An 18,467-nucleotide genomic window follows, 5' to 3' on the forward strand; every position below is an offset into this window, starting at 1 on the left:
TCAAGCCACGCGGGCAAGAAGTTAGTCGTTGATTTAATGAGCAAAGCAGGGACAAAAGCAATGGGCGAGTGGTTCCGCAGCTTTCTGCTACCATGGCGCCTCTGTTACTTCAGGTGTTCGATCATGGCATTTCGCCCTCTCACGGCCAGAGCACCCGCCGTTCTGCTACGCGAAGCCAAGCCGCTCAAAGCCATCCTCGGCCATGCCCAACGGCTGGGGCATTTGCAACGCCTGCTCGAAAGCCAGCTGCAACCCGCCGCCCGCGAACACTGCCATGTGGCGTCGTGGCGCGAGGGCAGTCTGCTGCTGATTGTTACCGACGGCCACTGGGCAACACGTTTGCGCTATCAGCAGAAACGCTTGCAGCGGCAATTGCAGATGTTCGACGAGTTCGCCAGCCTGACGCGGATTCTGTTCAAGGTGCAGCCGCCGACGGTGCAGCGCGGCGCGACCGGGCACACCATGGATCTGTCGACCGATGCTGCCGCGACGATTCAGGAAACGGCCAATGGGATCAGCGATCCGGGTTTGCGTGCGGCGCTGGAACGACTGGCAGCGCACGCCAAGGCCAAAACCTGAAATCAGCAAATCCCGCAGGAGCGAGCCTGCTCGCGATAGCGGTAGATCAGTCACTACAAGTGTCGACCGTTGCATCGCCATCGCGAGCAGGCTCACTCCTGCATTGTTTTAGCGGCGTTTGCTGCCGCCGAGCAAAGAGCCCATCAAACCGCGCACCAGTTGCTTGCCCAGATTGTTGGCCGCTTGGCGCATGGCTGACTTCAGTGCCTGCCCCGCCGCGGTGCCGAGGAACTCCCCGGCCCGGTCGGCCAGGCTTGGTTCTTCGGCAGCTGCTTTGCCTGCGGGCGCTTCAGCTTCCGGCGCCAGGCCTTTACGTCCCATCAGGATTTCATACGCCGACTCGCGGTCGATCGGTTTGTCATAACGGCCCTTGTACGGCGATCCGGCAATCAGCACGGTGCGTTCGGTTGCGCTGAGCGGCCCGATCCGCGATTGCGGCGGCGCGACCAGCACACGCTGGACGATTTCCGGCGTGCCCTTCTCGGTCAGCGTGCCGACCAAGGCCTCGCCAATCCCCAACTCGGTCAATACCGACAAGCTGTCGAACGCCGGATTCGGGCGGAACCCCTCGGCCACCGCGCGCAAGGATTTCTGCTCTTTGGCAGTAAACGCACGCAAGCCGTGCTGGATGCGCAAGCCCAGTTGGGCCAGCACGTCATCCGGCAGATCGGCGGGCGACTGGGTGACGAAATACACGCCAACGCCCTTGGAGCGAATCAACCGCACCACTTGTTCCAGACGCTCCTGCAACGCCTTCGGTGTGTCGCCAAACAGCAAATGCGCCTCATCGAAGAACAGCGCCAGCAGCGGTTTGTCGGCATCGCCCCGCTCCGGCAATTGCTCGAACAGTTCGGCCAGCAGCCACAACAGGAACGTTGCATAGACCTTCGGCGCCTCGTGCACCAGACGGCTGGCGTCGAGCAGATGAATACGCCCGCGTCCGTCGGCGGTCGGTTGCAGAATGTCTTCCAGTTGCAGTGCCGGCTCGCCGAACAAGGCTTCTGCGCCCTGCTGCTCAAGGGTTGCCAAGCGGCGCAGCAGCGCCTGACTGGAGCCGGTGGTCATCAGCGCGGCGTCTTCGCCGAGCAACTGAGGATTGTCCTTGAGGTGATTGAGCAGCGCTTTCAGGTCTTTCAGATCGAGCAGCAACAGACCTTCGCGATCGGCGACCTTGAACGCCGCATACAGCGCCGACTGTTGACTGTCAGTGAGCTCCAGCAGACTGCCCATCAACAGCGGGCCCATTTCGCTCAGGGTGGTACGCAGCGGATGCCCGGATTCGCCATGAATATCCCACAAGGTCACCGGATACGCCTGCGGGGTGTGGTTGAGCCACGGCATGCCGGCGATGCGTTCGGCGACCTTGCCCTGTGGATTGCCGGCGGCACCGAGGCCGCACAGGTCACCCTTGATGTCGGCGGCGAACACCGCGACACCGGCGTCGCTGAAGGCTTCGGCCAGACGCTGCAAGGTGACGGTCTTACCGGTGCCGGTGGCGCCGGCGATCAGGCCGTGGCGGTTCGCCAGGCGCATCGCCTGGGCAGTCTGCTGGCCAGCCGGATCGGCGCCGATTACGAGTTGCGAGGAGTCAGGCATTTTGTCACCCAATGGTTAATCTTTGATGCTGCATGGCCGATAAAAAGGTTGAGAGACCCGACCCGGGTCAGCCGGACATTTCCCTAAGGAGAGACGGAAATATCAGCTTTTTTTGACCCTTGCCCGTTTCACGTGCCTCTATAAAAGCACGCCCGGGACATTAAGACCTTAGCGGAACCCCAAGCCATGAACAAAAATCTGCGCTTCAGCCATAAAATCCTGCTTGCCGCCGCCCTCGTCGTCATCGCCGCCTTCGCCTCGTTCACCCTGTATAACGATTGGTTGCAACGCAACGCGATCCGCGATGACCTGAACAGCTACCTCGAGGAAATGGGCGAGGTCACTGCCGGTAATATCCAGACCTGGCTGACCGGTCGCATTCTGCTGATCGAGAACGCCGCCCAGAACATCGCCGCCAATCCGGAACCTGCCAACGTCGCCAGCCTGCTCGAGCAGAAAACCCTGACCTCGACGTTCATGGCCACCTACCTGGGTGATGCCACCGGCCATTTCACCATCCGTCCCGACACGAAAATGCCGGACGGTTTCGATCCGCGCGTGCGTCCCTGGTACAAGGGCGCCGAAAGCAGCAGCACCTCGACCCTGACCGAGCCGTACATCGATGCGGCAACCGGCCAGTTGATCATTTCCATCGCCACCGCCTCGAAAAAGGCCGGCCAGAGCGTCGGCGTGGTCGGCGGTGATCTGAGCCTGCAATCGCTGGTCGACACCCTCGCCGCGCGGGATTTCGACGGCATGGGTTATGTGTTTCTGGTCAGCGCCGACGGCAAGATTCTCGTGCATCCGGACAAGGCCTTGGTGATGAAGTCACTCAAAGAAGCCTATCCGCAGGACACGCCGCGCATCAGCAGCGACTTCAGCGAAGTCAGCGTCGATGGCAAGACCCGCATCGTCACCTTCGCGCCGATCAAGGGTTTGCCCTCGGTGAACTGGTACATCGGCTTGTCGGTGGACAAGGATCAGGCGTTCGCGATGCTCAGCGAATTCCGCACCTCGGCGGTGATCGCGACGGTGATTGCCGTGGCGATCATTCTCGCGTTGCTGGGCATGCTGATCCGCATCCTGATTCAGCCGCTGCATGTCATGACCCGCGCCATGGAAGACATCGCCGACGGCGAAGGCGACCTGACCAAACGCCTGACCATCGTCAACCACGATGAGTTTGGCGTGCTGGGCACTGCATTCAACCGTTTCGTCGAGCGTATTCACGGCTCGATCCGCGAAGTTTCGTCGGCCACCGGGCAAGTCAACGAAGTCGCCCTTCGGGTGGTCGCAGCCTCGAACTCGTCGATGTACAACTCCGATCAGCAGGCCTCGCGCACCAGCAGCGTGGCGGCAGCGATCAACCAGCTCGGCGCCGCCGCGCAGGAAATCGCCCGCAACGCCGCGCAGGCGTCGAATCAGGCCAGCGATGCGCGCGGTCTCGCCGAAGATGGCCAGCAAGTGGTCGAACGCAGCATTCAAGCAATGAACCGGCTGTCGAGCATGCTTAGTGCATCGAGCAGCAACATCGAGTCGCTGAACAGCAAAACCGTGAACATCGGGCAGATTCTCGAAGTGATCACCAGCATTTCCCAGCAGACCAACCTGCTGGCGCTCAACGCGGCAATTGAAGCGGCGCGCGCCGGCGAGGCTGGCCGTGGTTTCGCCGTGGTCGCCGATGAAGTGCGCAATCTGGCCCACCGCACCCAGGAATCGGCGCAGCAGGTGCAGACCATGATCGAGGAACTGCAAGTTGGCGCCCGTGAATCGGTGAGCACCATGAGCGACAGCCAGCGCCACAGCCAGGACAGTGTCGAGATCGCCAATCTCGCCGGCGAGCGCTTGAACAGCGTGACCCTGCGCATCAGTGAAATCGACGGCATGAACCAGTCGGTGGCGACCGCGACCGAGGAGCAGACTGCGGTGGTTGAGTCGATCAACGTCGACATCACCGAGATCAACACGCTGAACCAGGAAGGCGTGGAAAACCTGCACGCGACCTTGCGTGCCTGTTCGGATCTGGAGCAGCAGGCTGCGCGGCTGAAGCAGCTGGTGGGCAGCTTCAGGATCGAAGATCAAGAGCCTCCCCCTCACCCCAGCCCTCTCCCCCAAGGGGGCGAGGGGAAAGGGAGCAGATCTTCAAGCTTTTCAAACCTGAGTTCGACTCGTACCGCCAGGTCGACCTGGATCAAACATCCAACGCGATCAGTCCCCTCTCCCTCCGGGAGAGGGTTAGGGTGAGGGCGCTCCTCAAACCCACCGCGCAATCCCGACCGAACATCCATTCTCGATAAAGGTCAACAAGGGAGAACCCAGCAGCGGAGGGATGATCACCGTGCATATCGCCGACATCACCATGTTCTACGCCCCGGCCAGCGGCGGCGTGCGGACTTATCTGGATGCCAAGCACCGTCGGTTGACGGGCAGATCCGGCATTCGCCACAGCCTGTTGATTCCCGGCGCCCGTTATGGCGAAAACGACGGCGTTTACAGCGTTCCGGCCCCTGCCCTGCCCTTCGGCAAGGGCTATCGCTTCCCGCTACGGCTGGCGCCATGGCGCAACGTCCTGCAGGATTTGCAGCCTGATCTGATCGAAGTCGGCGATCCGTACCTGACCGCTTGGGCGGCGCTGGATGCGCGGCGGCAGCTGGATGTGCCGGTGATCGGCTTTTATCACTCGGACCTGCCGTTGCTGGTCGGCAACCGCATGGGCCATTGGGTCACGCCGAATGTCGAGGCTTACGTAACCAAGCTCTACGGCAACTTCGACCGTGTGTTGGCCCCCAGCCAAGTGATGGCGGACAAGCTCACCGGGCTGGGCGTGCGCAACGTCTACGTGCAGCCGCTGGGCGTTGATCTGCAGACCTTCCATCCCGGCGCGTGCGAGCGCAATCTGCGTGCGGAACTGGGCATCGCCGAGGACATACGCCTGCTGATTTTCGCCGGGCGCGGTTCCAAGGAGAAGAATCTGCCGGTGCTGCTCAAATGCATGAAGCGCCTCGGCCCGCGTTATCACTTGCTGCTGGTCGGTTCGTCGATGCCGGCCATCGTCCCGGACAATGTCAGCGTCATTGACGAATTCTGCCCACCGGCGCGGGTAGCACAACTGATGGCCAGCGCCGACGCACTGGTGCATGCCGGTGACCAGGAAACTTTCGGTCTGGTGATCCTCGAAGCCATGGCCTGCGGCATTCCGGTGGTTGCCGTGGCCGCGGGAGCCTTCGAAGAAATCGTCGATGAATCCTGCGGCCTGCTCTGTGCGCCGAATAACCCGCAGGCAATGGCCAATGCCGTGCGCGAACTGTTCAGTCGCGGCTGCGCAAAACTTGGACGACAAGCGCGCCAGCACGTCGAGCAGCATTACGCCTGGGACAATGTGGTCGACAGTCTGCTCAGTCACTATCACGCCGTACTCGGCCACGCGATTCCCAGGGTGGCGAATGGCTGAATCGAACAATCGCCGCGCCGTACTGCTGGTCTTGCATGACGTGGCGCCGGAAACGTGGGCCGATTATCAGCCGTTTGTCGAAGCGGTCGATGCCATGGGCGCGGTGCCGATGACCTGGCTGGTGGTACCGGATTTTCATCGGCGCAATGCACTTGATGCGCACCCGGCGTTCCGCCGCTTGCTTGACAAGCAGCTGGCCCGGGGCGATGAACTGGCCCTGCACGGTTACTATCACGACGACCATGAGCCGGGCCCTAGAACACCGCGTGACTGGTTCATGCGTCGGGTCTACACCCACGAAGGCGAGTTTTATCGCTTGTCCCGCGAAACCGCCCTTTCCCGCTTGCATGCCGGTCTTGAGATCTTTCAACGTCATGACTGGCCGGTGCACGGTTTCGTCGCCCCGGCGTGGCTGATGAGCGACGGTACGCGCCAGGCGTTGCGTGAGTTGCCGTTGCAGTACACCAGCGATCCGCAGCGCATTTATCGACTACCGGACTTCACCGCCATCGACGCACCGGGCTTGGTGTGGAGCGCGCGCAGTGCGTGGCGGCGTGGTTTGTCCAAAGTGCTCAGCGATCAACGCGAACAGCGCTGGCGTCAGGCGCCAGTGATTCGCCTGGGCCTGCACCCGGTGGACATGCGCCACCCCTTCTCGCGCACTTATTGGCTGCAAACCCTTGAACGCCTGCTGGCGGATGGACGCGAACCGCTGACCAAGGTCAACTGGCTCGCTCGACAACGTATGCAAATGGAAAGCACCGCATGAAACGCAGCCTGTTATTGCTGATCGGCCTGCTCGTCGCGGTGCTGATTCCAGTCGTGCTCGGCGGTGGCGAAACCTGGGCGCGCCTGCAAAGCTTCCCGCTGCGCTGGTTGCTGCTGATGTTCGGCATGATTCTGCTCTGCTGGGGCATCAACACCCTGCGTTTGCGCTTGTTGCTGGGCGACCAGCGTGGGCAGGTGCCGCCGATCAAGAGCCTCGGCGTGGTCATGGCCGCAGAATTCGCCTACTGCGCCACCCCCGGCGGCAGCGGCGGACCGTTGACCATCATGGCCTTGCTGGCGCGCTTCGGTGTACGCCCGGCGCGCAGCAGTGCGGTGTTTGCCATGGATCAGCTCAGCGATCTGCTGTTCTTTCTCTGTGCCCTGAGCGGCATCCTGATTTATGCGTTGTTCCAGCATCTGAGCGATCGTCTTGAGTGGCTGTTGATGCTCAGTGCAGTTTCGCTGTTTGGCGGGTTGTTCAGTTGTGTGCTGATTGCGCGTTATCACCGCGCATTGATTCGCCTCAGCGGGCGACTGCTGGCCGGCATGAACGTCACGGCGCGCACGCGACGGCGCTGGGCGCGCAAGTTATTGCATTTTCTCGCCGCGTTCACTGACACCCTGAAGTTGCCTTGGCAAACCCTGATCAAGGTCTTCGCCCTGACTTGCGTGCACTGGCTGCTGCGCTACAGCGTGCTGTATCTGGCGCTGCGCGGGCTGGGCGCGGACTTGCAGTGGGCGTGGAGTTTTCTGATACAGATGCTCTCGCTCGGCGCCGGGCAGTTCAGCCTGCTGCCGGGTGGCGCCGGGGCGGCGGAGTTGACGTCGGCCGCGCTGCTGGCGCCGATGGTGGGCAAATCCACCGCAGCGGCAGCGATCCTGATCTGGCGGGTGGTGACGTATTACTTCTATCTGCTGGTCGGTGGCCCGGTGTTCGTGTTGATGCTCGGCCGGCCGCTGCTGAAGAAACTGATGAACGTCAGGCAGGTTTCTTAGCGTCGTCCTGCTGATCCTGAAGCTGCTCCCACAAGTCGGCGGCTCCGGGAAACTCCGTACCGTCGTCAGGGCTCATGTCCTCCGGGTCGTAGCGGCTCAAACAGCCTTCGCCCAAGGTCGCCGGGGCTTTGGAGGTGGCTTTGTCGAGTGGATCGCTCATCGGCTTGCTCCGAGTGGCTGGTATAAAAAAGGGCCTGAGCGATTCAACGCCCAGACCCTGTTTTTTTCAAGCCCGTGGGTTCGATCAGAACACCACCGTCTTGTTGCCGTGCACCAGCACGCGATCTTCGAGGTGATAGCGCAGGCCGCGGGCCAGGACCATCTTCTCGACGTCACGGCCGAAACGCACCATGTCTTCGATGCTGTCGCTGTGGCTGACGCGCACCACGTCCTGCTCGATGATCGGACCGGCGTCCAGCTCTTCGGTGACGTAGTGGCAGGTCGCACCGATCAGTTTCACGCCACGCAGCGAGGCTTGGTGATACGGCTTGGCGCCGACAAACGACGGCAGGAAGCTGTGGTGAATGTTGATGACCTTGTGTGCGTATTCGCGACACAACTCTGGCGGCAGGATCTGCATGTAGCGCGCCAGCACCACCACTTCGGCGTCGTGCTGCTTGACCAGCCGCGACACTTCGGCGAACGCCGGCTGCTTGTCCTGCGGATTGACCGGGACGTGGTAATAAGGAATGCCATGCCACTCGACCATGCTGCGCAGGTCGTCGTGGTTGGAAATCACACAGGAGATTTCGCAGTCCAGTTCGTCGCTGTGCCAGCGGTGCAGCAAGTCCGCCAGACAGTGGGACTCACGGCTGGCCATCAACACCACGCGCTTTTTCTGCTCAGTGTCGGTGATGCGCCAGTCCATCGAGAACTCTTCGGCGATCGGCGCAAACTTCTCGCGCAACTCTTCAATACCGAACGGCAGCGAGTCGGCACGAATTTCGTGACGCATGAAGAACCAGCCCACTTGATTGTCGGAGTGGTGGCTCGCTTCGGTGATCCAGCCGTTATGAGAGGCCAGAAAATTACTGACTTTGGCAACGATGCCAACGCGGTCCGGGCAAGAGATCACCAGACGAAAAGTGCGCATGAGGGGGAACTCCAGAACTTCGCAAAGGCCGCCATTCTAGCGACTGCGCGGGAAAACTGCAGTAGTGATCGGCACCAGGCCTCGCCACGGCGGGCGCTACGCCTTTAGTTGGCACTCAACGTCAACCACTCAAACGCTGAGGCGGCATTCGATCAGGCAACTGTGAATATCGGTGACGAGCCGATCACATTATTTAACGGAATATTCAAAAGTCGGCAGTTTCTCGTAACTAATTCAAATAAAAACCTTGGTTAAATGTTTACTTGATGAAACACCCTGACTATTATTGCGACACTGTCCCCCTGCCATTCAACACTTCACCAAGGTAGTAACCATGTCCCTGATCAACGAATATCGCGCCACCGAAGAAGCCATCAAAGAGCTGCAAGCTCGTTTGAAGAACCTGTCGCAAGACGACAAACTGCAAGCCGAGCTGGAATTCGAAGGCAAACTGCGCACCCTGATGGGCGAATACTCCAAATCCCTGCGCGACATCATCGCGCTGCTGGATCCGGAAGCAAAAACCAAGGCACCACGTGGCGGCGCAGTGAAAACTACCGGCACCAAGCGTGCACGCAAAGTTAAACAATACAAAAACCCGCACAACGGCGAAGTCATCGAAACCAAAGGTGGCAACCACAAGACTCTGAAAGAGTGGAAAGCCAAGTGGGGCGGTGACGTGGTTGAAGGCTGGGCTACCCTGCTGGGCTAAGCCGCAAGCTTTTTCGCAGAGCAATCCGTGAAAAACAAACGCCAGCGAACGCTGGCGTTTTTTTATGCCTGGCATTTAAGCCCCGGCATGTTCGAATTCAAAGATCCAAACGTTTGCGCAATGCCTGGACATAATTTTTCCAGCCATTGAGTACCTCTCTCTGCAACGGTGTGGCATTAACTGCCCATTGCTCGGCGGCCTCGGTAAAAGATTGCACGGTATTCGGCGCGCCGTATTCAGGCAGGGTCAAACGCCGCCGGCAAAATATTCGCCAGCGTTGTTGCTCTTCGCCCGTCAGGGTCTCGGCAAAGTTGCGTGCGCGATATCGAAAGAGCAATTCGGGTAAACGTTCATCATCGAACGGCCATTGCTCTTGTGCCAGTTGAGCCGGGTCGGCATTTCGCACTTGCTCGCACAGGCGCCGATCGCGATCACCGATAAATCCGTCGTACAACTGTTGTTCCGGATCTTCGCTGGGAGTGAAATCTTCAGCGACATAAATCTCGGCAACTTTATCTTTCCAGACTTGTTGTGCGTCAGTTAGCCGCAGTGCGCGCTGTTGATACAAAGCCATGTCCAGGCCCAGACGCTGCTTATCTTCCGCACGCAACACTGCAAGCGGGGCCACCACCGGGCAACGGTTGACATGAATGAGCTTGAGCGGCACTGGCAACTCGCCCTCTGCCAGCTCGTCACGGCGTGTGTACAAACGCTGACGCAGGGTTTGCGCATCCAGATCCAGCAATCCCTGCGGGTCGAGATGCAAATCGCAGACGATCAGGGCGTTGCGGTTCTTTGGGTGCCAGGCCAGAGGCAGCACCACACCGACATAACTGCGCGCCGCCGAGAACCGCCCAGAGACGTGCACCAGCGGTTGCAGCAGGCGAATCTGGTCCATGACTTTCTGTTTGCTGCGCAACTGGAACAGCCAGTCATAGAGTTTCGGTTGTTTTTCGCGAATGAGCCTGGCCAGCGCAATGGTCGCGCGCACGTCCGACAAGGCTTCGTGAGCATGGCCGTGATCGATCTGGTTGGCGGCGGTCAGGCGTTCGAGCTTGAGCGTCACCCGCCCCTCGTCGTCGGTCGGCCAGACCAAGCCATCGGGGCGCAATGCATAGGCGGCGCGCACCACATCGATCAGGTCCCAGCGACTGTTGCCGCCCTGCCATTCACGAGCGTAGGGGTCGAAGAAATTGCGGTACAGGCTGTAGCGGGTCATTTCGTCATCGAAACGCAGGGTGTTGTAGCCGGCGCCACAGGTGCCCGGTGCCGCCAGTTGCGCGTGCACGCGGGTCATGAAATCGGCTTCGCTCAAACCTTTTTCGGCAAGCTGGCCAGGCGTGATGCCGGTGATCGCGCACGCCGCCGGATGCGGCAGGATGTCGTCGCTCGGCTGGCAATAGAGGTTGACCGGCTCGTCGATTTCATTGAGTGCGTGGTCCGTGCGAATCCCGGCCACCTGCAACGGACGATCGTTGCGCGGATTGATGCCAGTGGTTTCGTAGTCATACCAGAAGATGGAAGTCACGGGCGGTCCCTGAACTGAAGATCGGCGAAGTCTAGGCGCTACCGGGTTGCCACGGCCAGCCTCGAAGCCCTCGAACAGTCATTTCTCCGGATTCCTACAGCTGCAAATGCGTTTCCCTGTGGGATTTTCAACCGGCGGCTTTTACATGCAGTGCAATACATAGTTATGTCGTTTTCCCCCGAGAGGCTGCTAGCATCGGCCTCACTTGCACCCGAACCGGCGAACATCAGGTAGCCCATGCTCGAGCCCACAGCACCGCCAAGGAAAGCACCGCTGGCCCCACCGCTGGATACGCGGCATCAGGTCGAAACGCCGGAGGGTATCGACCTGCCCTTGCGCCCGGCCGGGTTGCCGGCGCGCGCGGTGGCCTTCGCCATTGATCTGGCTTTGCGCGGGGTGATCATGGGCGTGTTGTTCATCGCATTGGCGTTTCTCGGCAAGCTCGGCATGGGCCTCGGTTCGCTGCTGCTGTTCGCTATAAGTTGGTGGTACATGGTGTTGTTTGAAGTGCTGCGACAAGGCCGCTCACCCGGCAAACAATGGATGGGTTTGCGTGTGGTGCACGACGACGGCACACCGGTGGGCTGGTCGGCCTCGCTGCTGCGCAATCTGCTGCGCTTTGTCGATCTGCTGCCGTTCGGTTATTTCCTCGGCACCTTGAGTTGCCTGCATCACCCCACTTTCAAACGCCTCGGCGATATCGCCGCCGGCACGCTGGTGGTCTACAGCGAACGCCCACTGACCCGGCCGCAACTGCCCGAAGCCGAACCGCGGCGCACACCGGTCCCGCTGACTCTCAAGGAACAACGCGCGGTGTTGTCCTTTGCCGAACGCCAGAACGATCTGTCGCCGGCACGGGTCAACGAACTTGCCGCACTATTGGCGCAGCCACTGCGTATTTCCGCCCCCAAAGCCGTCGCCGAACTCAACGGCATCGCCCGTGGCTTGTTGGGCCCGACATGAAGCAAAGCCTTTTCGAAAGCCGCCACAAGGCCGAGTGGGAGCGTTTTGCCATGGCACTTGAACGCCTCGAGCATGGCAAGGACACCACGCAAGTCAGCGGTTTCCCCAAGGCCTACCGCAGGCTTTGCCAACATTTGGCGCTGGCGCAAGAGCGCGGCTACAGCAGCTTTCTCATCGACTCGTTGCAGCAGCAAGTCCTGCGCGGGCATCAACAGCTCTACCGCCATCGCAGCCATCTCGGCGCCAATCTGCTGAGCTTTGTCCTTGCCGACTTCCCGCGACTGGTGCGTGCAGAATGGCGCTTCGTACTGGCTGCCGGCCTGCTGTTTTTCGGCAGTCTGATCGCCGTCGGTGTGCTGGTTTATGCGTTTCCAGAGTTGATCTACAGCCTGATTCCCGCCGATCAGGTGCGCGAAATGCAAGGCATGTACGATCCGGTCGCCGGTCACCTCGGCCGCCCCGTGGAACGCGCGGCCAGCGAAGACTGGGTGATGTTCGGTTATTACGTGATGCACAACATCGGCATTGCCTTTCAGACCTTCGCCAGCGGTCTGTTTTTCGGCGTGGGGAGTGCGTTTTTCCTCTTCTATAACGGCATGGTCATCGGGGCGGTGGCCGGGCACCTGAGCGACATCGGTTACGGCCAGACCTTCTGGTCGTTCGTCATCGCCCACGGTGCTTTCGAACTCACCGCCATTGCCCTGGCTGGCGCGGCGGGCCTGCGACTCGGATGGGCCTTGATCGCCCCTGGGCGCCTGAGTCGCGGCGAAGCGCTGCAACGCGCGGCGCGCAAAAGCGTGTTGTTGGTGTGCGGCGTGATGCTGTTCCTGTTGATCGCAGCCTTCATCGAAGCCTATTGGTCTTCTAAAACCAGCGTCACGCCGGCGACCAAATATCTGGTCGGTGCCGGGCTGTGGGCATTGGTCGCGGTTTACTTGACGTTTGCCGGGAGGACCCGTCATGCGCCTGAGTGACGCCAGCGTTGAAATCCGCCCTCGCCCCACGTGGGAAGCCATGGACCTGGGCGTGCTCATGAGTCAGCAGCATCGGCGTTTGCTGATGACCAGTTGGGCGATCATCACGTTGCCGCTGTTCGTCCTGCTCAGCCTGTTGCTGTGGGATTCGCCATCGCTGGCAGTGTTCATCTTCTGGTGGCTGAAGCCCGCCTACGAAAGATTGCCGCTGTACATCCTTTCCAAAGCGCTGTTCGGCGAAACGCCGACGCTGCGCCAGGCGTTGCGTGAATGGCCGCGCCTGCTCAAGCCGCAACTGCTGGCCAGCCTGACCTGGCGTCGACTGAGTCTGAGCCGCAGTTTCCTGCTGCCGGTGCTGCAACTCGAAGGCCTCGACGGCAGCGCCCGCCAACAACGCCTGCAAGTGCTGCTGCAACGCAACGCCGGCGCCGCGCAATGGCTGACGATCATTGGCATGCATCTGGAAACGGCGTTGTGGATCGGCCTGATGGTGCTGTTCTATCTGTTGCTGCCGCAGCAGATAGAAACCGATTGGGACTGGCAGGCGCTGATCCTTGCAGCGGATCATCAATGGCGCTGGCTGGAACACCTGACCAATGCCTTCTATGCACTGATACTGGTGGTGTGGGGGCCGGTGTATGTCGCGTGCGGCTTCAGCCTGTACCTGAACCGGCGCACGCAACTGGAGGCGTGGGATATCGAACTGGTATTTCGCCGTCTGCGCCAGCGGCTGAGCCATTCGGTGTTGGGGCTGTTGTTGGCGGTGTGTCTGGTGTTGCCAAATGTGCCGTCAGTCTGGGCTACCGCGCCGGATGACGATCCGCAGGCTCCACGCCTGTTGAATCAGCCGCTGACCAGTCAAGCCTCGCAAGAAAGCATAAAGGCATTACTCGAACAACCGCCGTTCAAGCACAAGGAATCCGTCACCCGCTATCGCTTCGGCAACGACCCGGCGGCACCGGCCAAAGGCTCGGAATTCGGCGAGGCACCGCAGTGGCTGAAAACCCTGCTGGGCTGGCTCGACGGGCAGCACCTTAATGGTTTGGCAAAACTCATTGAGGTGTTGTTATGGGCTACGGTCATTGCGCTGAGCGGCTGGCTGGTCTGGCGCTATCGCGACTTTCTGCAAGCTTTTGTCAGCCGTCGCCCGCGCCTGCCAGCCAGGCCCAAACGCACAGTGCCACAGCAGGCCTTCGGTCTGGATGTGCACCGCGACAGTCTGCCCGACGACATCGCCGCCAGCGCTGAACAACTCTGGCAAAGCCAACCGCGCGCCGCGTTGAGCCTGCTCTATCGCGGCTTGCTCAGTCACCTGCTACACGACTTTGATCTGCAACTGAAAGCCGCCGACACCGAAAATCAGGTACTGGCACAAGTCGAGCAATTGCAGCGTCCGCAATTGCTCGCCTTCAGCCGCAGCCTGACTGCTCACTGGCAGAACATGGCTTACGGACATCGGGTGCCGACAGCGTCTGCGCGGCAGGAATTGTGCGATGGCTGGCGCGCTCTGTTCGGCAAGGAGACGGCCCGTTGAGTCGCCGCACATTGGGCTGGGTAGGCGTGCTGCTCGTCGCTTTACTGAGCGCGTTGGTCGTTTTTCTGTACATCAAAGCCACGCCGTATCAGGAAGAGATCGATCACGGCCCCTCGCCCGCTGCGCAAGCCAATCCGTATCTCGCGGCCGAACTGTTTTTGCGTGAACGTGGCCTCAATATCAGCCACGCTGAAAGCCTCGCCGTACTTCCCGACATCGACCCGCACCAACATACGCTGCTGTTGCTCAACGATCGCTCGCGGATGACGCCGCGTCAGGTCGATCAGGTATTGAACTGGACCCGCGCCGGCGGGCGCCTGGTGTTCGTCGCCGAATCGCTTTGGGACGAACAGAGCAAACAGAGCAACGACCTGCTGCTCGATCGGGTGCAATTGCATCAGTCCCTCAGCAAGGATCTGAAAGACGTACCCGCAGACGTTGAACCCGACCGTTTCCCGCACCTGACCAAACTCTATCTTGAAGACGAAGACGCACCGGCCTACGCCAGCTTCGATACCGACTTCCACCTCGACGATCCGAAAAATCTCGCGCAAGCCTGGGCCAACAGCGCCAAGGCGACGCACATGATGCAATTGCCTCACGGCCTCGGCTCGATCACCGTGGTGACCGACGCCGAGCTGTGGAAAACCGCCGCCATCGCCGATTACGACAACGCCTGGCTGCTCTGGTATCTGAGCGCCGACACCGACGTCACGCTGATCTACAACAGCGAACACGACGGTTTGCTGACCTTGCTTTGGCGCTTCTTTCCGCAAGCACTCGTCGCCCTGCTCGTCTTGATCGTTCTGTGGTTATGGCACGTCGGCATGCGTCATGGCCCGGTTCAGGCGCCAGCCTCGAGCGGGCGTCGACAGTTGCAGGAGCATTTGCGCGCCTGTGCCGATTTCCTGCTGCGCCACAACGGCCAGCAGGCGCTGCTGCAAGCCTTGCAACAAGACGTGCTGCGCCGCGCGCGCCGCCGCCATCCCGGCTTCGACCAATTGAACGTTGCTGAACAATGGCTGGCCTTGTCGCGCCTGACCCGGCAACCCACCCGCGCCATCAGCCAGGCCCTGAGCCCGACACCGAAGCGGCGGCTGTCCAGCGCTGACTTCTGCCGCCGGGTCGCCCACCTGCAAACCTTGAGGAACACGCTATGACTGAACAGATCGAGCCCGGCAGCGCCAGCCACGCCGCGCAGCAACGCCAGCGTGCCAGCCAGTTGGCACAGGCGGTGCGCGGCGAATTGCGCAAAGCGCTGATCGGTCAGCATCAAGTAATCGATGACGTTCTGACCGCATTGATTGCCGGCGGCCATGTGCTGCTCGAAGGCGTGCCCGGTCTGGGCAAGACCCTGCTGGTGCGCGCTCTGGCCCGCTGCTTCGGCGGCGAGTTCGCGCGCATTCAATTCACCCCCGACCTGATGCCCAGCGACGTCACCGGCCATGCTGTGTACGACCTGCAAACCGAGCAGTTCAAGCTGCGCAAAGGCCCGTTGTTCACCAACCTGTTGCTGGCCGACGAGATCAATCGGGCTCCGGCGAAAACCCAGGCGGCGTTGCTCGAAGCGATGCAGGAACGGCAAGTCACCCTCGAAGGTCGCGCCCTGCCGATTGCGCAACCGTTCATGGTGTTGGCCACGCAAAACCCGATTGAGCAGGAAGGCACCTATCCCCTGCCGGAAGCCGAACTCGACCGGTTCATGCTCAAGGTACGCATGGACTATCCCGACGCCGAGCAGGAACTGGACATGGTCCGTCAGGTCAGCCGCTCGACCCGCGCTGATATGCTCGACGTGCAACCGCTGCGCTCCGTGCTGCAGGCCAAGGACGTGCAAGCCTTGCAGCGCATCGCCAGTGATTTGCCGCTGGACGATCAGGTCCTCGATTACGCCGTGCGACTGGCGCGCAGCACGCGCACCTGGCCGGGGCTGACCCTCGGCGCCGGGCCGCGCGCGTCGATTGCGCTGGTACGTTGCGCCCGCGCACGCGCCCTGTTGCGCGGTGGCGAGTTCGTGATTCCTGATGACATCAAAGGTTGTGCTCTGGCTGTGCTGCGCCATCGCGTGCGCATTGCGCCGGAGCTGGATATCGAAGGCCTGCAGGTCGATCAGGTGCTGACGCAATTGCTCGACCAAGTGCCGGCGCCGCGCCTGTGAAACCTTCACGACTGCTGCTGGGCTGGGTCGCAGCGCTGCTGGTCATTGGCATCGCGCTGGGCACATTGCAGGCCCTGGAAGCCTCCGTCCCGGCGAGCCTGATCTCGATCAACTGGGGCTTGCTGCTGGCGCTGTTGGCTCTGGCGCTGCTGGATGCGCTGCGCCTCAAGCGCCTGCCGCAGGTCCGGATCAGCAGGCAAATGCCGGGCAGTCTCGCGCTCGGGCGTTGGGCCGAAGTACCGCTCAAGGTTGAACATGACTTCGGCGCGCCGCTGAGCATTCACCTCTTCGACCATATCCCGGATGGCCTGAACTTCGACCATTTGCCGCTGGCGGTTGAGCTGCAACCCGGCCGATTCAGCCAGATCAACTACCGCCTGCGTCCGTTGAAGCGCGGGCATTTCATTTTTGAACGCTGCGAAATCAATCTGCCGAGTCCGTTGGGATTATGGACAGGCAAGCGCCTGCTCGATATCAGCGACCAGACCCGCGTCTATCCAGACTTCGCCCGGCTCTACGGCGGAGAACTGGTGGCCGTGGACAACTGGCTCAGCCAGCTCGGTGTACGCCAACGGCAACGCCGCGGCCAAGGCCTGGAGTTTCACCAACTGCGCGAATTTCGCGAAGGCGACAGCCTGCGCCAGATCGACTGGAAAGCCACCGCCCGCCAACGCACGCCGATCGCTCGCGAGTATCAGGACGAACGTGATCAGCAGATCATTTTCATGCTCGACTGCGGCCGGCGCATGCGCAGTCAGGACGGTGAGCTCTCGCATTTCGACCATGCGTTGAATGCCTGTCTGCTGCTCAGCTATGTGGCGTTGCGTCAGGGTGACGCTGTTGGCCTCAGTACCTTTGCCAGCGAACATCCGCGTTACCTCGCCCCGGTCAAGGGCACTGAACACCTCACGACGTTGCTCAATACCGTCTACGACGTCGATAACAGCCGACGAACCGCCGACTACCAAGCCGCAGCGAACCAATTGCTGGCCAGACAGAAGCGCCGGGCACTGGTCATACTGATGACCAATCTGCGCGACGAAGACGATGAGCAATTGCTGGCCGCCGTCAAAAGCCTGAACCTGCATCATCGCGTGCTTCTGGCGAGCCTTCAGGAGAATGTGCTCGATGAAATACGCCATCGCCCTGTGCAGAATCAGGATGAAGCACTGACCTATTGCGGCGCGGTGGATTACTTGAACGCAAGTGCGCAATGCCATGAGCGCTTGAGTGCTCATGGCATTGCGATGCTGAAAGTCCGGCCTGGAGAATTGGGCACCGAACTGGTGACGCGGTACTTGAGCTGGAAGAGAGCCGGAGCGTTCTGACCCTCGATCAGGCCTGCCTCGGTTTACTCAATCAGGAAGTTCACTGTTCTCCCGCCCTGAAGACAGTATCGGCCGGTAGCCCTCCAGGAGGCACGGGACCCAATGAAATCGCATTCAGCGGCGATTGTTTGAGCAGCCGGGATGCCTCAAGTTGCAGGTTGTAAGCCCCCCTAAACGTCCCGTTGCAATGCCAAATCAAGCCCTCTGCAGTCAGGATTCGGGATTCGCCCAGCGCAGGCTGCGTCGTGATCCCCAACACCTCAGGCGAAGAGTTTCCCTTCAAACCGAGGCAAATCTCCCGACCGAGCAAAGGGCTACCGGGGTCGTCGACCATCAACCGGATGGTGTGAGCCTGGGTAATCCGAGGAAACAGGGTGGGCACGCCCCAAATCTCTGAAACTTCATCGTTTAGCTGAATCATGGCACCTTCCCAGCCACTTGCGGCCAATGACTTGAAACGGAAGCTGTGGCTGGGCGCTGTCCCGGGTTCACCCTCGACACTCAGCAGGGTAGCGATCACCTCGACGTCCCGCGCCTGCTCGGCTTCGTAGACAAAAAAAGCCCATCCCTCACCATCGGTGATCACGTTTACGGGACTTTGCCCGGCAGTGAACGTCACCTCGACATCTGACGCTACCCGCTGTGTGCTCGCCGAGCGAACCCTGAGGGCAATCCAGACGCGTTCGCCCACCACCGGATCAAACCCAGGCTCACGGACCTCGGCAATTTCCAGATCCCTGATGATCGTTTTTTTTGGTAAGGCCATGATTGAACTCCCTGCTAAAGG

General features: G+C 60.8%; 16 protein-coding genes and 1 pseudogene. 12 read left to right on the plus strand and 5 right to left on the minus strand.

The window, feature by feature from the left end; genetic code table 11:
• The first annotated feature begins 123 nt into the window (after positions 1 to 123).
• On the plus strand, positions 124 to 579 hold the full coding sequence (locus ACYYKW_RS10210) for a DUF721 domain-containing protein (RefSeq protein ID WP_090285657.1): 456 nt from the start codon (positions 124 to 126) through the stop codon (positions 577 to 579).
• Between the two features lie 108 nt (positions 580 to 687).
• Here the strand turns inward: ACYYKW_RS10210 and ACYYKW_RS10215 are convergent, their stop codons facing one another.
• Positions 688 to 2,175, minus strand: coding sequence for a helicase HerA-like domain-containing protein (locus ACYYKW_RS10215; RefSeq protein WP_464990043.1), 1,488 nt, complete (start codon positions 2,173 to 2,175; stop codon positions 688 to 690).
• A gap of 186 nt (positions 2,176 to 2,361) precedes the next feature.
• Here ACYYKW_RS10215 and ACYYKW_RS10220 point away from each other — a divergent pair.
• From ACYYKW_RS10220 to ACYYKW_RS10235, 4 genes and pseudogenes are all read left to right on the plus strand, one after another.
• Positions 2,362 to 4,248 (plus strand): annotated as a pseudogene (locus tag ACYYKW_RS10220) (methyl-accepting chemotaxis protein); the annotation flags it as partial.
• A 256-nt stretch (positions 4,249 to 4,504) separates the two neighbouring features.
• Positions 4,505 to 5,626, plus strand: a complete 1,122-nt coding sequence (locus ACYYKW_RS10225) for a glycosyltransferase family 4 protein (RefSeq protein WP_464990044.1) — start codon at positions 4,505 to 4,507, stop codon at positions 5,624 to 5,626.
• Complete coding sequence (locus ACYYKW_RS10230; RefSeq protein ID WP_464990045.1) at positions 5,619 to 6,395, plus strand: DUF2334 domain-containing protein; 777 nt, start codon at positions 5,619 to 5,621, stop codon at positions 6,393 to 6,395. The genes ACYYKW_RS10225 and ACYYKW_RS10230 overlap by 8 nt, the downstream gene beginning before the upstream one ends.
• Complete coding sequence (locus ACYYKW_RS10235; protein WP_336355291.1) at positions 6,392 to 7,390, plus strand: lysylphosphatidylglycerol synthase transmembrane domain-containing protein; 999 nt, start codon at positions 6,392 to 6,394, stop codon at positions 7,388 to 7,390. Before ACYYKW_RS10230 ends, ACYYKW_RS10235 begins: the two co-directional genes overlap by 4 nt.
• Here ACYYKW_RS10235 and ACYYKW_RS10240 read toward each other — a convergent pair.
• Positions 7,374 to 7,550, minus strand: a complete 177-nt coding sequence (locus ACYYKW_RS10240; protein WP_464990046.1) for a hypothetical protein — start codon at positions 7,548 to 7,550, stop codon at positions 7,374 to 7,376. The genes ACYYKW_RS10235 and ACYYKW_RS10240 overlap by 17 nt on opposite strands.
• An 84-nt stretch (positions 7,551 to 7,634) precedes the next feature.
• Positions 7,635 to 8,483: a formyltetrahydrofolate deformylase gene (gene purU / locus ACYYKW_RS10245; RefSeq protein WP_090285672.1), complete on the minus strand. Its 849-nt coding sequence runs from the start codon at positions 8,481 to 8,483 to the stop codon at positions 7,635 to 7,637.
• A 334-nt stretch (positions 8,484 to 8,817) separates the two neighbouring features.
• On the opposite strand from purU, the gene mvaT reads away from it, so the two are divergent.
• A complete protein-coding gene (mvaT, locus tag ACYYKW_RS10250) occupies positions 8,818 to 9,195 on the plus strand; it encodes a histone-like nucleoid-structuring protein MvaT (protein WP_085689457.1) in 378 nt (125 codons plus the stop codon).
• A gap of 97 nt (positions 9,196 to 9,292) precedes the next feature.
• Here the strand turns inward: mvaT and sbcB are convergent, their stop codons facing one another.
• Positions 9,293 to 10,723: an exodeoxyribonuclease I gene (gene sbcB / locus ACYYKW_RS10255; protein ID WP_464990047.1), complete on the minus strand. Its 1,431-nt coding sequence runs from the start codon at positions 10,721 to 10,723 to the stop codon at positions 9,293 to 9,295.
• A gap of 237 nt (positions 10,724 to 10,960) precedes the next feature.
• On the opposite strand from sbcB, the gene ACYYKW_RS10260 reads away from it, so the two are divergent.
• The 6 genes from ACYYKW_RS10260 to ACYYKW_RS10285 are packed head-to-tail and all read left to right on the plus strand — an operon-like array spanning position 10,961 to position 17,680.
• Positions 10,961 to 11,686 (plus strand): RDD family protein, encoded by a 726-nt coding sequence (locus ACYYKW_RS10260; RefSeq protein ID WP_464990048.1) that lies wholly within the window; start codon positions 10,961 to 10,963, stop codon positions 11,684 to 11,686.
• Positions 11,683 to 12,660: a stage II sporulation protein M gene (locus tag ACYYKW_RS10265; protein ID WP_464990049.1), complete on the plus strand. Its 978-nt coding sequence runs from the start codon at positions 11,683 to 11,685 to the stop codon at positions 12,658 to 12,660. The genes ACYYKW_RS10260 and ACYYKW_RS10265 overlap by 4 nt, the downstream gene beginning before the upstream one ends.
• Positions 12,647 to 14,194: a DUF4129 domain-containing protein gene (locus ACYYKW_RS10270; RefSeq protein ID WP_464990050.1), complete on the plus strand. Its 1,548-nt coding sequence runs from the start codon at positions 12,647 to 12,649 to the stop codon at positions 14,192 to 14,194. Before ACYYKW_RS10265 ends, ACYYKW_RS10270 begins: the two co-directional genes overlap by 14 nt.
• Positions 14,191 to 15,354 (plus strand): DUF4350 domain-containing protein, encoded by a 1,164-nt coding sequence (locus ACYYKW_RS10275; RefSeq protein WP_464990051.1) that lies wholly within the window; start codon positions 14,191 to 14,193, stop codon positions 15,352 to 15,354. The genes ACYYKW_RS10270 and ACYYKW_RS10275 overlap by 4 nt, the downstream gene beginning before the upstream one ends.
• Positions 15,351 to 16,352, plus strand: a complete 1,002-nt coding sequence (locus ACYYKW_RS10280; protein WP_464990052.1) for an AAA family ATPase — start codon at positions 15,351 to 15,353, stop codon at positions 16,350 to 16,352. The genes ACYYKW_RS10275 and ACYYKW_RS10280 overlap by 4 nt, the downstream gene beginning before the upstream one ends.
• Positions 16,349 to 17,680: a DUF58 domain-containing protein gene (locus ACYYKW_RS10285; protein ID WP_464990053.1), complete on the plus strand. Its 1,332-nt coding sequence runs from the start codon at positions 16,349 to 16,351 to the stop codon at positions 17,678 to 17,680. The genes ACYYKW_RS10280 and ACYYKW_RS10285 overlap by 4 nt, the downstream gene beginning before the upstream one ends.
• A 40-nt stretch (positions 17,681 to 17,720) precedes the next feature.
• Here the strand turns inward: ACYYKW_RS10285 and ACYYKW_RS10290 are convergent, their stop codons facing one another.
• Positions 17,721 to 18,446, minus strand: coding sequence for a hypothetical protein (locus tag ACYYKW_RS10290; protein WP_464990054.1), 726 nt, complete (start codon positions 18,444 to 18,446; stop codon positions 17,721 to 17,723).
• Positions 18,447 to 18,467: the final 21 nt, after the last annotated feature.

It is taken from the genome of Pseudomonas sp. 15C (assembly GCF_055484735.1).